The 12,764-nt window shown below is 31.5% G+C and carries 22 protein-coding genes; 17 read left to right on the forward strand and 5 right to left on the reverse strand.

What is annotated here, in order from left to right:
- The first annotated feature begins 1 nt into the window (after position 1).
- From J2Z43_RS08850 to J2Z43_RS08885, 8 genes are all read left to right on the forward strand, one after another.
- Positions 2-1,069: a baseplate J/gp47 family protein gene (locus J2Z43_RS08850; RefSeq protein WP_209456861.1), complete on the forward strand. Its 1,068-nt coding sequence runs from the start codon at positions 2-4 to the stop codon at positions 1,067-1,069.
- On the forward strand, positions 1,062-1,604 hold the full coding sequence (locus J2Z43_RS08855) for a putative phage tail protein (RefSeq protein ID WP_209456862.1): 543 nt from the start codon (positions 1,062-1,064) through the stop codon (positions 1,602-1,604). The genes J2Z43_RS08850 and J2Z43_RS08855 overlap by 8 nt, the downstream gene beginning before the upstream one ends.
- Complete coding sequence (locus J2Z43_RS08860; RefSeq protein WP_209456863.1) at positions 1,604-3,100, forward strand: WD40 repeat domain-containing protein; 1,497 nt, start codon at positions 1,604-1,606, stop codon at positions 3,098-3,100. Before J2Z43_RS08855 ends, J2Z43_RS08860 begins: the two co-directional genes overlap by 1 nt.
- 15 nt (positions 3,101-3,115) lie before the next feature.
- Entirely contained in the window at positions 3,116-3,448 is a 333-nt protein-coding gene (locus tag J2Z43_RS08865; protein WP_209456864.1) for a hypothetical protein, read from the forward strand.
- Positions 3,448-3,591: an XkdX family protein gene (locus J2Z43_RS08870; protein ID WP_209456865.1), complete on the forward strand. Its 144-nt coding sequence runs from the start codon at positions 3,448-3,450 to the stop codon at positions 3,589-3,591. Before J2Z43_RS08865 ends, J2Z43_RS08870 begins: the two co-directional genes overlap by 1 nt.
- A gap of 285 nt (positions 3,592-3,876) precedes the next feature.
- A complete protein-coding gene (locus J2Z43_RS08875; protein ID WP_024621097.1) occupies positions 3,877-4,110 on the forward strand; it encodes a hemolysin XhlA family protein in 234 nt (77 codons plus the stop codon).
- Between the two features lie 13 nt (positions 4,111-4,123).
- Entirely contained in the window at positions 4,124-4,369 is a 246-nt protein-coding gene (locus tag J2Z43_RS08880; RefSeq protein ID WP_209456866.1) for a phage holin family protein, read from the forward strand.
- Between the two features lie 17 nt (positions 4,370-4,386).
- Positions 4,387-5,142: a peptidoglycan recognition protein family protein gene (locus tag J2Z43_RS08885; RefSeq protein WP_209456867.1), complete on the forward strand. Its 756-nt coding sequence runs from the start codon at positions 4,387-4,389 to the stop codon at positions 5,140-5,142.
- 24 nt (positions 5,143-5,166) lie between these two features.
- Here J2Z43_RS08885 and J2Z43_RS08890 read toward each other — a convergent pair whose 3' ends face one another.
- Positions 5,167-5,364 (reverse strand): hypothetical protein, encoded by a 198-nt coding sequence (locus J2Z43_RS08890; RefSeq protein WP_209456868.1) that lies wholly within the window; start codon positions 5,362-5,364, stop codon positions 5,167-5,169.
- A 3-nt stretch (positions 5,365-5,367) separates the two neighbouring features.
- Positions 5,368-5,985 (reverse strand): hypothetical protein, encoded by a 618-nt coding sequence (locus J2Z43_RS08895; RefSeq protein WP_209456869.1) that lies wholly within the window; start codon positions 5,983-5,985, stop codon positions 5,368-5,370.
- A gap of 206 nt (positions 5,986-6,191) precedes the next feature.
- On the opposite strand from J2Z43_RS08895, the gene J2Z43_RS15165 reads away from it, so the two are divergent.
- On the forward strand, positions 6,192-6,776 hold the full coding sequence (locus J2Z43_RS15165; protein WP_327786948.1) for an ATP-dependent DNA ligase: 585 nt from the start codon (positions 6,192-6,194) through the stop codon (positions 6,774-6,776).
- An 11-nt stretch (positions 6,777-6,787) separates the two neighbouring features.
- Positions 6,788-7,126, forward strand: a complete 339-nt coding sequence (locus J2Z43_RS15170) for an ATP dependent DNA ligase (protein ID WP_327786949.1) — start codon at positions 6,788-6,790, stop codon at positions 7,124-7,126.
- Between the two features lie 747 nt (positions 7,127-7,873).
- On the opposite strand, the gene J2Z43_RS08905 is transcribed toward J2Z43_RS15170, so the two are convergent.
- Positions 7,874-8,689 (reverse strand): alpha/beta fold hydrolase, encoded by an 816-nt coding sequence (locus J2Z43_RS08905; protein WP_209456870.1) that lies wholly within the window; start codon positions 8,687-8,689, stop codon positions 7,874-7,876.
- 113 nt (positions 8,690-8,802) lie between these two features.
- Complete coding sequence (locus tag J2Z43_RS08910; protein ID WP_209456871.1) at positions 8,803-9,468, reverse strand: TetR/AcrR family transcriptional regulator; 666 nt, start codon at positions 9,466-9,468, stop codon at positions 8,803-8,805.
- A 227-nt stretch (positions 9,469-9,695) separates the two neighbouring features.
- On the opposite strand from J2Z43_RS08910, the gene J2Z43_RS08915 reads away from it, so the two are divergent.
- The 5 genes from J2Z43_RS08915 (at position 9,696) to J2Z43_RS08935 (ending at position 11,526) form a co-directional block, all read left to right on the forward strand.
- Positions 9,696-9,875: a hypothetical protein gene (locus tag J2Z43_RS08915; protein ID WP_209456872.1), complete on the forward strand. Its 180-nt coding sequence runs from the start codon at positions 9,696-9,698 to the stop codon at positions 9,873-9,875.
- Positions 9,876-9,894: 19 nt separating this feature from the next.
- A complete protein-coding gene (locus J2Z43_RS08920; RefSeq protein ID WP_209456873.1) occupies positions 9,895-10,581 on the forward strand; it encodes a RecT family recombinase in 687 nt (228 codons plus the stop codon).
- The gene (locus J2Z43_RS08925) at positions 10,578-10,829 is read left to right on the forward strand and encodes a helix-turn-helix domain-containing protein (protein ID WP_209456874.1); all 252 of its coding nucleotides are present in this window, start codon (positions 10,578-10,580) and stop codon (positions 10,827-10,829) included. Before J2Z43_RS08920 ends, J2Z43_RS08925 begins: the two co-directional genes overlap by 4 nt.
- Before the next feature lie 32 nt (positions 10,830-10,861).
- Positions 10,862-11,029, forward strand: a complete 168-nt coding sequence (locus J2Z43_RS08930; RefSeq protein WP_209456875.1) for a hypothetical protein — start codon at positions 10,862-10,864, stop codon at positions 11,027-11,029.
- Between the two features lie 62 nt (positions 11,030-11,091).
- Positions 11,092-11,526: a DnaD domain protein gene (locus J2Z43_RS08935; protein WP_209456876.1), complete on the forward strand. Its 435-nt coding sequence runs from the start codon at positions 11,092-11,094 to the stop codon at positions 11,524-11,526.
- A 68-nt stretch (positions 11,527-11,594) separates the two neighbouring features.
- On the opposite strand, the gene J2Z43_RS08940 is transcribed toward J2Z43_RS08935, so the two are convergent.
- A complete protein-coding gene (locus J2Z43_RS08940; protein WP_234926273.1) occupies positions 11,595-11,966 on the reverse strand; it encodes a YkvA family protein in 372 nt (123 codons plus the stop codon).
- 196 nt (positions 11,967-12,162) lie between these two features.
- Here J2Z43_RS08940 and J2Z43_RS08945 point away from each other — a divergent pair, with 196 nt between their 5' ends.
- Together J2Z43_RS08945 and J2Z43_RS08950 are read left to right on the forward strand one after the other, a co-directional pair.
- Entirely contained in the window at positions 12,163-12,393 is a 231-nt protein-coding gene (locus J2Z43_RS08945; protein WP_209456877.1) for a hypothetical protein, read from the forward strand.
- Between the two features lie 165 nt (positions 12,394-12,558).
- Positions 12,559-12,744 (forward strand): hypothetical protein, encoded by a 186-nt coding sequence (locus J2Z43_RS08950; RefSeq protein ID WP_027702516.1) that lies wholly within the window; start codon positions 12,559-12,561, stop codon positions 12,742-12,744.
- The last annotated feature ends 20 nt before the right edge of the window (positions 12,745-12,764 follow it).

The raw sequence follows: 12,764 nt of genomic DNA on the forward strand, positions 1-12,764 counted from the left end.
TATGTACGATGAGCAAACATATGAAAATATTTTAGATAGAATGCTAGATGATGTGTCAGACGAGTTTGACAAAAGAGAGGGAAGTCCCATATATGTAACGCTAGCACCTACCGCTATCGCTCTTGCAAGACTATATATGAACTTGGGGTCTGTCTATGACGAAGGATTCCCAGATACAGCAAGTAGAGACAGTTTAATTAAACATGGAAAAGATAAGTCTATTGAGCCTTACGAAGCTACTTATGCAGTAGGTAAAGGTGTATTTGATATGGAAATACCTTTAGGTTGGAGATTTACCCTTGATGATTTATATTTCTTAGTTACAGAGAAAATTGAGGGAGAGGAATATACATATAAGTTACAGTGTGAGCAATCCGGAGATATAGGAAATGTAAGCGGCGATTTAGTGCCAGTTAATTACTTGCAAGGTTTAAAGACCTCGGAGTTAGTAGGTTTATTATTACATGGCGAGGACGAAGAGGACACAGAAGATTTAAGAGAGAGAGTAACTAGTCGTACTAATCAACAAGCCTTCGGGGGAAATGAAGCAGATTACAAAGATAAAGTTAAAGGCATCCAAGATGTCGGAGGGGTTAAAGTAACACCAGTTTGGCAAGGTGGCGGTACTACTAAATTAACAATAACAAATAGATTCAACGAAGTTCCAGAGCCTAATCTTATAGAGTATGTACAAAATATGATTGATCCTCCTGAATCAGCAGGAAAAGGCAAGGGGTTAGCTCCAATAGGACATGTAGTAACAGTTGTAGGAGTAGAATCGGACGTTATACATATAGAAACTAAGCTAACACTGCAAAGCGATTGGTCTTGGGAGGATGTATATCCTATTATAAAAGAAATATTAGAGGAATACTTAGATGAATTAAATGTAAATTGGGAAGAACAGGACAACACAATAGTCCGTATATCTCAAATAGAAACTAGAATCTTAAATATTGATGGCTTAATAGATATAGAAGGAACTAAGATAAACGGCTTAGAGAAGAATTATATTGTAGAAAAAGATAATATAGTTAGATTAGGCTCGGTAGGTGAGATAGTTGAATAAGATAAGTACACTAAATTATTATCCGGAAAATTTGCAGAATATAGCCGAGTTTAAAGAGATATCTAGGGTTGTAGATAAAGAGGTAGCAAAGCTGCAGGAAGCTATAAACAACGCTTTAAAAGATAGATTTATAAGAGAATTAACTATAGATGGTATTTTAAGATGGGAAAGCATTTTAAAGATAACTCCAAAAGGAACTGAAACACTTGAAGATAGGCGTTTTAGGATAGCGGCTAGGTTATTCGACGAGTTACCATATACAATAATAGTTCTTAAAGAGAAGCTTGCCTTGTTATGTGGTAAAGATGGATACAAAGTTAATTTAGAACATACAAAATATAAAATAACTATAAAAGTCGAATTAACTGCAAAACACCAAGTAGAGGAAATCAGAAAAGTACTTACTAAGATGATACCAGCTAACATGTTGCAGTATGTAGAACTAATTTACAACCAGCACCAAACATTCTATAAATACACACATGCAGAGTTGCAAGCTAAAACCCATAATCAACTTAGGGAAGAGGTGATTTAATGAAACATACAGAGAAATTAGGTTTAAAGCAACCGGATCCAACAGACTTCTATAATGTAGAAGATTCTAACTTTAACATGGATAAAATCGACTCAGAAATAACTATTTTAAAAGATGGCATTGAGGAAACTAAGGAAAAAGTAGACAATATAGAGCTTACAGGAAACAAAGTAACTATAGCGGACGCAGAGAACAATTTTACGAGCGTAAATGTAGAAGGTGCGTTACAAGAGTTAGCAAACAAAGATAAGGAACTAACAAATAAGGATAAAGCACTAGATACCAAGATAGATACAACTAAAAGCGCTTTAGAAACGGCTATAGCTAACAATAAAGCAGAAGTAGACGGAGAAATAGCCAATTTAAAGCAATCTGTCAGTAGTGGGAAACAGTTAATCGCTACCGCTGTTACTGGCAAGGATGTACCGACAAATGGTAGCGATTCGTTCCAGAAGATGGCGGATAATATAGATAGTATTATAGTAAGATCGCCTATTGCAGAGGATGAAATAGGGGTTGTTCAATGGGAAGATAGTAATTACAAAGGTTTTAAGGAAACTTCATATAATAGAATTACATTGCCTATATCAGAACAAAAAAATACTATAAAAGACTTAGGTTTTTCTGTACAACGAATGAATATGGATAAAGAAAGAAATTCTTATTGTTCACCATATAGCCGCTATAGTGCGGATAGTATTTTGAGAAAAATATCAATCAACGGTACAGTATTATGGCAATATAAATTTAATGGTTGGGTTGAACGTGTTGTATTTGATGGTAACGGACATTTTATAACTACTGGTGATGCTTCATCAGAAACTAAGACCTTAGTATATAAATTTACTTTAAATGGTGATTTAGTTTGGGTTAAAGAGTTCCCAGTTACAACTATTCAAGCATTTACTACAGATGATGAATTTAATGTATATGTAGGATATTTCTCCCATAGAGAAGGCGAAAGACTTATAAAGCTAGATGGTAATACAGGCGAAGAAATAAAAAGTATAGTAATCACAGATGGAATATATGCTATGGATTACAATGTAAAACAAAATATGATAGCTGTGGCTATAGGCAATTCAATGTCAATATATGATAAGCAATTAAATTTAATTAAAACAGCTATTACAAGTACAAATAATCAAGTTATTTTTCATGATGATGGAAGCGTAACAGGTTCAGTATCCGGATCAATGTCTTATTTTGACTCGAATCTTATACGAATATGGGGGTACAATTTTGGAGCTAATCTTCATGCAGTAGCAACAAATAGTCTACTAGATCATTTTATTTGTGCAAATAATGAAATTACACGACATGATAAATTTGGATTAAAACTAATGACAGTTTCGAGATCAACTAATGGTAATGCCGTAATGTTAGGTGAAAATTTAGTATCATGTGTAACGAATAATAGTTATGTATTTTTCTTGCAAGATAATTTTAAAGTAACTGAAAACATTGTAGTTAAAACTATATACGATACTATATAAAAAGGAGTGTATTAAATGCTAAGTGACAAACAAATATTATTAACACAATTAGTGAAAAAAGAAGATGATATATATTTAGTGACAGGGGTAAATTATTTCCCATTTACTCATGGGGGTGATATAACACAAGGAGTATTAGTAAATGCTGAAGATTTTGAAAGAGAAGATTTAGAAAAATGCAAAACTCATGATTATAATAGGTTATTTAATACGACAACTAAAAAAGTTACATTAGAATATATTGAAAAACCAAAAACAGAAGAAGAGTTATTAAAAGATAGAGTGTATGAGTTAGAACAAGGGCAAGCAAATACGGAGTATGTTCTAATGATGGGAGGTTTATTATAATGCTAATACTAAACTTCAATAAAATAAAAGAGTATTTCGAAAGAGAATTTTGGAATAAAGAAATGGTTAAAAATGCAGTAGATAAACAGAAGATAACAGAAACAGAATATAAGGAAATAACGAGCGAGGACTATACTAAGTAGAGTTCTTTTTTATTGCATAAAAAAAGTCAAAGTGAATATAATAAAATATAATACTGATTAAATCACAACAAACACATGAAGTATCAGTGTTATAAACATAATAATACCTTGAAAAAACACCTTGATATAAACGAAACGATTATATCTCATTAAATTATTCACCTCAGGATAGAGGTGTTTTTTCGTTTGCATCTACATAATAGTAGGTGCTTTTTTATTGCAATAAAACAGTGGGGTAGATAATTCTATCCCTTATATAAATTTTTAAGATTCGGAGATGAATAAATGAATGAGGAACTGATTAAACATCAAATTGATACTCATAAATGTAGAATAGACAACCACTCAGAAAGATTAGACAAGCTAGAACAGCAACAAGCTGCTTTTGCTATACAAATAGAAACATTATGTAGTGATTTAAAGGGATTAACAGGCGTACTTAAATGGCTAGTAGGTGTAATGATAACATCGCTTATAGGGTTCTTTATATATATGGTGCAATCAGGATTAATAAGATAGAAGGGGTGATTTTATGGATATTATGAGTTTTATACCAGAGCAACTATTTATTATTGTAGTTGTTCTAAATGTATTAGGGGTAGCATGCAAAAGCTACCCTATTTTAAATAATAAGTATATTCCTATTATACTTTTACTTCTAGGAATAGTATTTAGCGTTTGCTTAGTTGGATTCAATGTTACGTCAATAATGCAAGGTATATTGTGTTGGGGTGTAGCTATAGGAGTTAACCAAACATACAAGCAGTTTAAACAGTAGATAAGGGGGATTAATTAATGAGTTTAATACAAAGTTTATTACCAAGTTCAAAATATAGTAAGAAGTGTCCTTATAGCATGACACCTATAGGTGTATGTGTTCACAACACATATAATGATGCACCGGCTATAAATGAAATAACATATATGAAGAATAACGACAGTAGTACAAGCTACCATATTGCAGTAGATGATAAAGAAGCAATACAAGCAATTCCATTTAATCGTAATGCTTTTCATGCTGGTGATGGTGGGAATGGAACAGGAAATAGAAAATATATAGCATTAGAGATTTGTTATTCTAAATCAGGTGGCGAGAGATTCAAAAATGCAGAGTCTAGAGCAGCTAGTGAAGTTGCTGCAATACTTAAACAATATGGATGGAGTATAGACAGAGTAAAGGCTCATAGAGACTTCGCTAAGAAGAATTGTCCTCACAGAACAAATATGACAGAGTTTAAAAAGCTAGTTCAAAATGAATTAAATAAATTAACTAATAAATCACAACCTCAGACATATGAAAATGTAATAATCTATAGTGGAGATAGAGACAAAGCAGTTGCTATTATAATGAAAGAATATCTCCCTAATTCAACTATAGTTGATATAGCAGACTACAAAAGTTATATGTGTAGAAATGCCTACGCTATAGGTGGTGGAGCAAGTAAAGGATTAGAGAAGTTCCCAGATAATGTTACTAAGTTTGTGGGTAATGACTTTAAGGATACGTATATAAAAGTGATTGATTGGTTGGACAATAGAAAGTTGATGTAAATATTAAAAGGGAGTAACAAATTGTTACTCCCTTTTATTTTTATGTTCTGAATAGAGAAAACTAAGGAAACATGCAAAATATGCTAAGAAGAATAAACCTATAAAAGTGTTTGTTCCGAATGGAAGTTCTTTGTACATATAAAAGAATATACAAGATGATATAGTTGCTATAATTAAATTAGGTATTGATTTGATAAAAGCTGATTTTATTTTATTATTCATAATTTAAGTTTGATAAAACCAACCATTATATCTATATGTATAAGTTGCTCCTTGAAAATTCCATTTATCATTTACATATTTTAAAACAATACCATAATTTGTATTAACTCCATTCATATTTATTCCAATAATACTTCCTACAGCAACTACTGCTAATCCGACATAAGTGTTCTTAATAAATCCTCCGAATGTTGTAGATAAATTTGCTCCTGCCTTAATTTTCTTTAATGTTTTGCCACTAACATAAATATACAAATGTTCTTTGCCATTTTCCTTGAATGTTCTGTACTTATTATAACCGTTTATATATTTTACTGCCCTTGCATTTCTTAAAGAATTAACTTCGACATCATATTCAGTATTTATTTTGTCTAATTCTTCTTGGGTAAATTCTCCCGCTTCAATAAGCCTTCTATCTATTTCCTCATCAGACACAGGTGTATCTTCAGGAAAATATTCGTTCAGTTCTTTTACTTGTTCGGGAGTTAATTCAATTCCTAAACTATCATTATTTGAAATGTCGTTCATGCTTTCTAGCGCATTTACCGATGATAATAAAGGTGTTGATATTAACATTGTTGTCATAGCTGTGACAATAAACCTTTTAGATGATTTGTTCATTTATTCGCCTCCTTTTAATGGTTAATTTGTTTATACCATACTAAATATTAAATATAAATAAAAACAGCATAATTGGTCATTTAAACGACATAACTGGGATTTTTATAAATAATATGATAGCTTTCATCTATTTTTAAAAGTTCAACTATAGTATTTATGCTTAAAACCACCCTTCATTGACCATACTATCTCTAAGAGGTGATTATATGGATATATTCAAAGAAAAAGGAATCAAACCAATGTTAATAGCAGAAATGCAAGAGGCGTTTGACTCACCTGATTACATTTACGAATTAAAATTAGATGGAATAAGATGTATTGCCTATTTAGATAAAGATAGTACAGATTTAAGAAACAAAAGAGATTTTAAGTTGATACCAAGGTTTCCAGAACTAGACCAGTTACATAGATACGTTAATGAAAAATGTATTTTAGACGGTGAACTTATCGCAATGAATAATGGGGTACCAGACTTTTACGAGTTACAAAGACGGACATTATTAAATGATCCCTTTAAAATGCAACTAGCAGGCAAGAAGTATCCAGTAAGTTTCATTGCATATGACATCATTTATTATAAGGATAAGTTAGTTACAGATTTACCTTTAATAGAACGAAAGAAATTACTAGAGAAAACTATAAATGAAATGGATAGATTTGCGATATCTAGATATATAGAAACTAACGGAAAAGCATTATATCAAGTAGCTGAACAACAGAAACTTGAGGGTATTGTTGCAAAGCATAAAGATAGTAAATATGGTTCGATAAAAAGAGTAGAGACTGGATAAAAATCAAGTATATGAAAGATGAAGATTTTGTTGTGTGCGGTTATATACTTAAAGAGAACAACATGACTAGTTTAATAATAGCCCAATATAATGAAGATAATGAGTTAGTATATAAAGGTCACGTTACATTAGGTGTGAGCCTTAGGAAACTAGATCAGTATAAGTATAAAAAAGCTAGTAATCCACCTATTAAGTACGTTCCAAGTGGATCAAATAATGAGGATGCTGTATGGTTAGAACCGACACTTGTATGTACTGTAGAGTATATGCCAAATGACAGAGGGTCATTAAGGCAACCGGTTTTAAAAGGTATTAGAGGTGATAAGTTACCAATAGAATGTAGAGAATAATATATAGATAAAGAATTGGCACACATAAATCTAAATGTGTGCCAATTTGTGTACCATAGTAGTAGTATATAATAAAATGTAATACATTATGAAAAATATTGAATTAAAGTTTGTTAACTGGAGTAACTAGATATTAATGATACAATAAAAAGTATTAGCCAATAATAAAATGTGTTAGGACATAATGTAAATACACACTCCTCATGTGGAAACTGTAAGCAAACTTGTGAGAGCATAGCTTGATTTCAGAGTTTTAATTTTGTGAAAATAAAATATATAAATTGCCAACGTATTGCCAACGTAAGAATTTCCTCGTTGGCAATTTATTTTATAATCAATTTTTTATTGGTAGCAATCTCAAAAATATCGACTGTTTGTTCAGCCATTTTTTTAGATATCTTTTATTATATATTTGATATCTATGAAAAAAGAATAAGAATAGATTTCTAGAGAACACAACCTAGCAAATAGAACAATTTGCTAGGTTTTTTTATTGAATAACGTAAGCAATGCCCTGTTTAAGCTAATTAAATCTGTTTATTGACATCTTCTTATGGTTACGTAAAAAAGGGCTTGTTAGAGGGTGACTACTTAGATATAACAGAACCGTTTGTTTCGTGTGGCTTTTGTCAGCGATATTAATTTTTTCAATAGGGTATACTCTATTAGGCTTTTTCTGAATACCCTGTTGATGATGCCGTCGATATGTGTATATTGAACTTAATCTTTAAAGTCAGAATCCCTCGCTTATTTTTTCAAGAAAGAATCCACTTCAGAAGATATTTCTTTGAATTTCGTGTGATGTAAATAGTGGTCGCCTTTAAGTACTTTTATCTCTCCATTTGGATTATCTTTTATCATGTCTTGATGTATTTTTTCCCAGTTGGGATCTGATTCAGTGCTCTCTGTTGCTAAAAAGTACATTACAGGGAAATCTTTTGGGTACTTCAGGTCAATTGTTTCTTCAAAGTTTTCTGGCATCTTTTTCCCTTCATCGGTCATCGCTTTAGACCCTAAACTACGCAAGTAGACATACTTAAATTGTTCTGATTTTTCAGCAGAGAGCTTTGGTATGTTAAATAACGACTCGTCTGCCTTTCCAAGAATCCTAAATATTCCAGATTTACTTAAAAATCTAACAGTTTCTTCCTGGTTGTCCCCTGCTTCTCCTTGCGACGGAAGACTACTGTCTATACCGATATAACCAGTTACTTCGTTCGGGTATTTATTAATATAGCTTAACGAATAAACCCCTGATATTGAATGAGCCATTAAATTATACTTACTAACGTTGATTTTTTCTAAAGCTTCATGTAATTCTTCATTGATGTTTTCAACTGTCCTCGGTTTGTCAGTATCGTCACTCATCCCATAACCTAAAGGTTCAACTACTATTACTTTGTAATTTTTCTCTAACTCTTCTGTTAATTGTGTGAAGTCAAGCTTAGGGGCAGCCGTCATGAATCCTGGCAGTATCACAATATTCTCATCACCGTTTCCAGAAACTGTCACATTCATTCTCCCACCGTTTACTTTCACCATCTCACCGTATGGAGCAATCAATTTGGCCTCTATTTTTAAATCTGATTTGTTGGTGAAATAAGTAAAAGCCAAAATCAATGTTGCAACAAGAAAAACCGCTCCAAAAATCATCCCAATTATTTTCAATACTTTTTTCATATCATATCTTCCTCTTCCGTTGTGAGATTTAAATTCTTGATTGAATTTATCATTCTCTCAGTAAACTCTTCATTTAATACGTCTACTTTACTCATTCTTAATATAGTACTTGCTGTATCGATTTTATCGAAAAAATTCTCAGGAGTAGTTACATAAAGAACATTTATAAACCACGTGCTGACAAGCAATAATATTACTTCTGACATTTGTTTAGGTTTCTCAACGTTCGTCGAACCGTCTTCATTCCCTTCAGTTATAAATCGAATTAGCCGTTCAATTGTTAGTTCATTAACCATGCGTATGTAGATCGAATAAAACGTCGTTTCGTTTAGTAGACCATAATATTTTGCAGTTTCTTCATGAGATGCTCTGTTAAACATTCCCTCAAATAAAGTTTCCTGGATTTTCTCAAGGCCCGATAACTCTTCGTTTAATTCAATTTTATCAAGTATGTCGTCTTTCGGAATAAATCCTCTCACTAGAGAGTTGATTATCTCTTCCTTAGAATTGAAGTGATGATATACCGCTCCCTTAGTCAGTCCATCCAATCTACTTACAATGTCAGATATAGAAGTATCTACATATCCTTTTTCAATAAATAGGTCGGCTGCTGTATCAAGTATCAACGTCTTGACTTCTTCAGCTGTGAGTTTTTTTGTCATAATATCCTTCCTCCTTCCTGAAACATTCAATCGGTATGTTTTTATTCTATTCGATTATCTCTTTTCTGTCAATCATTTATGATTTTAAAAAATAAGATGAAATTTATTTTGTGTTCCAAGTTTCTCTTTTTTTGACTACGGCTCTTATGTCAATAATTAGGACATAAAAATTCGAATACCTTTCGATAAACCAGCAATCACTCTCATTTAAGTATGAAGACTATAAAATGGGTTATATCAATGGCTTAGAAGCATTTACTAAAAGATATAAACAAAATTTTAGTTTAGTAGATTTAAATAAATACCTAATTGATTCTACAAAAGGTTTTAAAGGAAGTTATATAGACGGCTTTGTACTTGCATATAAAAGCAATCTTACAAAGTTAGAGAAGGAATTAAAACATTAATATATTGGGGGAATTAATTATGACTAACAATAGAGATATTGTTTTAAGACAAGTAAATAATTTTACTGGAACTTTATTAAACAAAGAAGCGGAAGCACTACCTAAAGGGTTTAATCCCCTTAGATTTAGACAAAATGCAATTACAGTACTTAACGATACAAAAGATATAGAGAAGCTAAAAGGGCAAGAATTTCAGATAGCTAGAACACTAATGAAAGGTGCTTTCTTAGGATTAGACTTCTTTAATAAGGAATGCTACTGCATCATATACGGCGGAAAACCAAGTTTTCAAACGGACTATAAAGGTGAAATTAAATTAGCTAAAAAGTACAGCATGAATCCTATAAAAGATATATACGCAAAGTTAGCAAGAGAAGGCGATGAATACGAGTCAGAAATTATAAACGGACAGCAAACTGTTCATTATAAGCCAAAGCCATTTAATAACGGAGACGTTAAAGGAGCCTTTGCAGTATGCCTGTTTCATGACGGCAGCATGTTACATGATGAAATGAGCAAAGAAGATATAGAGGAAACTAGAAGGAATTATTCAAAAATGCCTAATGGTCCAAGTTGGACAAAGAGTCCAGGAGAAATGTATAAAAAGACAATTTTAAATGCGGATGTTGCGATTATTGCAGGAGTACTAAAGTATAAAAAGGTCCAATTAGTTTTACAGAATTATAAAAGTAGGTGGTGGGATTGAGCGAAAAGTCAGAAGTGAAGATCGAAAACAATAGCATATTAAGCAATGGATATGGCTTAATCCCACAGATGGTGGCAAGAGATAAGACCATATCCATAGGAGCTAAAGGTTTATATTTCTATCTATCCAGTATTGCTGGTGCAAATGGGACATGCTATCCATCTAGAGATACTATAATGGATGAATTAAAAATAGCAAAAAATACATTTACAAAGCATCTTAATGAGTTAAGGATAGAGGATATATAAAAGTAACTCAAAATAGGATTGGTGAAGGTAAAATGTACAACAACATTTATGAGATAGTTTTTGATAAAAAGGCAATAGAAAAGATATGGATAACATCACTGTGTCTTAAAAATTGCGACACGGATGAAGTTATTGCGAATACTAAAGTTGCACCGCAAGTATTGAAATTCCAACAAATTCAACCGTGTCTCAAAATTTGACCGCACCGTGTCTCAAAATTTGCGACAGTAATAGTAACAATATTAATATTAATAAACCTTATATGTATATAGGAGAAGAAGAAAATAAAACTGTGGATAAAAATATATCAGAGTTTACAAGGCTATATGAGCAAAACATAGCACCTATATATCCAGCAACAAGAGATTGGCTTATAGAGACATCTAATGAATTAGATTTACCTTTGTTTAGAAGAGCAATAGAAATTTGTGTAGAGAAAGAAGCGACACAATTAGCGTATCTTAAAGGCGTATTAAGAAAATGGAGTATACGAGATATAAATACATATGAACAATTTCAGGCTTATGAAGTTGATCGTAGGAAACAGCAAGAATCTACGGAGAAAAAAATAACTAAAGAATCAAGCTATAAACCTAAGAAAACTAAGTTTCATAACTTCAATGAATCATTTAATCAGTATTCATCGGATGAAATGGACGAGATTATAAGGAAAAGCCAAAAGGCTAAGTTTGGATAAGAGGGGGACAACCCCTCTAGAAAGAGGCTAACAATGGAAAGAAAAGATAACGTTAAAAAAAATTAAATTTAATTAAAAATTTTATTAATAATAATACCTAAAATAATAATCCAAAATAATAAAATTGGAATTGAATAAATCCATTTCTGAGGCTTGCCATCCTTCCATAGATCTTTTGATTGTTCTTTACATTCATGCATAATATTTTCAGGAATTAACTTAATAGATAATGTAATTAGCAATGAAACAATTATAACATCATCAAGATATCCCAAGATAGGTATAAAATCTGGAATAAGGTCTATTGGAGATAAGGCATATCCTATTGTAGCTCCTATAATTAATTTAGCAGCTATAGGAGTATCTGTTCGTTTATAAGCAATATATAATGCAGAAAGATTCTCTTTTAACTCCTTTGATTTTTGTTTGAAATTCATCATTATAAAATTCATCCTTTCAATTGTTATAAACAAAATTATAAACAACAAAGGTTTTATAAACAAGACAATTGTTCCTTAAATAGTTATTTATGCATTATAAGTAAAAATTTAATCAGAAACTATTAGATCATTGAAATATTATTGAATAGATTTAGATTTTAATATTCTTGAGGCAATTAAACAGGCTGAGAGAGGTTTGGAGGGCGAACTTTATGAAATAATCATAGCAACTAGAATAATACTTGTCCTGATAGGGATAGGGGCGTTAATTTCTATGTTCTGTCTCGGGCGTTGGGCTGGACAAATGAGGTTTTATAAAAAATATAATGAAATTGTTTCGAAAAATAAAAGGCTTGAGAGAGATAACCAGTATTTGAAGGAAAAAGCAGGTTTGAATAATATAAATGATGATATGGGAGGTAAGTAATATTAAAAGGTGGAATTGACACATGGGAACGATTAAAGTCGAAAATTAATATAATAAATATTGTAAGTTACTTTAACATAATATGAATTTCATGCAAAGCATATAGTCTTACAAACAAATAAGATTGATTAAATTCAAATAATCTATCTAAAGGAGGATTGCAGAATGCTTAGACAAACATCCTGTGAATATCAGCATGAATTTACAAGGACACCTGTTATAGAGGTAGAACGTAGAGGGAATGATAAAGTTCTTATACATTATGACGTATATTTCTGTGAGTCATGCGGTTATACGTTTAAAATAATCACAGAGATAGCAGAAGTCAAAGACTACTATAAATGGATGTAGTTGCACTTAGAGGGTGCTTT

The sequence above is a fragment of the Metaclostridioides mangenotii genome, from assembly GCF_017873185.1.
GTDB classification, from domain to species: domain Bacteria; phylum Bacillota; class Clostridia; order Peptostreptococcales; family Peptostreptococcaceae; genus Metaclostridioides; species Metaclostridioides mangenotii.

Bases quoted from the DNA above. Each gene is read 5' to 3' on its own strand.
- J2Z43_RS08850 (WP_209456861.1), top strand. From the start codon at position 2: ATGTACGATGAGCAAACATATGAAAATATTTTAGATAGAATGCTAGAT.
- J2Z43_RS08860 (WP_209456863.1), top strand. From the start codon at position 1,604: ATGAAACATACAGAGAAATTAGGTTTAAAGCAACCGGATCCAACAGAC.
- J2Z43_RS08865 (WP_209456864.1), top strand. From the start codon at position 3,116: ATGCTAAGTGACAAACAAATATTATTAACACAATTAGTGAAAAAAGAA.
- J2Z43_RS08870 (WP_209456865.1), top strand. From the start codon at position 3,448: ATGCTAATACTAAACTTCAATAAAATAAAAGAGTATTTCGAAAGAGAA.
- J2Z43_RS08875 (WP_024621097.1), top strand. From the start codon at position 3,877: ATGAATGAGGAACTGATTAAACATCAAATTGATACTCATAAATGTAGA.
- J2Z43_RS08880 (WP_209456866.1), top strand. From the start codon at position 4,124: ATGGATATTATGAGTTTTATACCAGAGCAACTATTTATTATTGTAGTT.
- J2Z43_RS08885 (WP_209456867.1), top strand. From the start codon at position 4,387: ATGAGTTTAATACAAAGTTTATTACCAAGTTCAAAATATAGTAAGAAG.
- J2Z43_RS08890 (WP_209456868.1), bottom strand. From the start codon at position 5,364: ATGAATAATAAAATAAAATCAGCTTTTATCAAATCAATACCTAATTTA.
- J2Z43_RS08895 (WP_209456869.1), bottom strand. From the start codon at position 5,985: ATGAACAAATCATCTAAAAGGTTTATTGTCACAGCTATGACAACAATG.
- J2Z43_RS15165 (WP_327786948.1), top strand. From the start codon at position 6,192: ATGGATATATTCAAAGAAAAAGGAATCAAACCAATGTTAATAGCAGAA.
- J2Z43_RS15170 (WP_327786949.1), top strand. From the start codon at position 6,788: ATGAAAGATGAAGATTTTGTTGTGTGCGGTTATATACTTAAAGAGAAC.
- J2Z43_RS08910 (WP_209456871.1), bottom strand. From the start codon at position 9,468: ATGACAAAAAAACTCACAGCTGAAGAAGTCAAGACGTTGATACTTGAT.
- J2Z43_RS08915 (WP_209456872.1), top strand. From the start codon at position 9,696: ATGGGTTATATCAATGGCTTAGAAGCATTTACTAAAAGATATAAACAA.
- J2Z43_RS08920 (WP_209456873.1), top strand. From the start codon at position 9,895: ATGACTAACAATAGAGATATTGTTTTAAGACAAGTAAATAATTTTACT.
- J2Z43_RS08930 (WP_209456875.1), top strand. From the start codon at position 10,862: ATGTACAACAACATTTATGAGATAGTTTTTGATAAAAAGGCAATAGAA.
- J2Z43_RS08935 (WP_209456876.1), top strand. From the start codon at position 11,092: ATGTATATAGGAGAAGAAGAAAATAAAACTGTGGATAAAAATATATCA.
- J2Z43_RS08940 (WP_234926273.1), bottom strand. From the start codon at position 11,966: ATGATGAATTTCAAACAAAAATCAAAGGAGTTAAAAGAGAATCTTTCT.
- J2Z43_RS08950 (WP_027702516.1), top strand. From the start codon at position 12,559: ATGCTTAGACAAACATCCTGTGAATATCAGCATGAATTTACAAGGACA.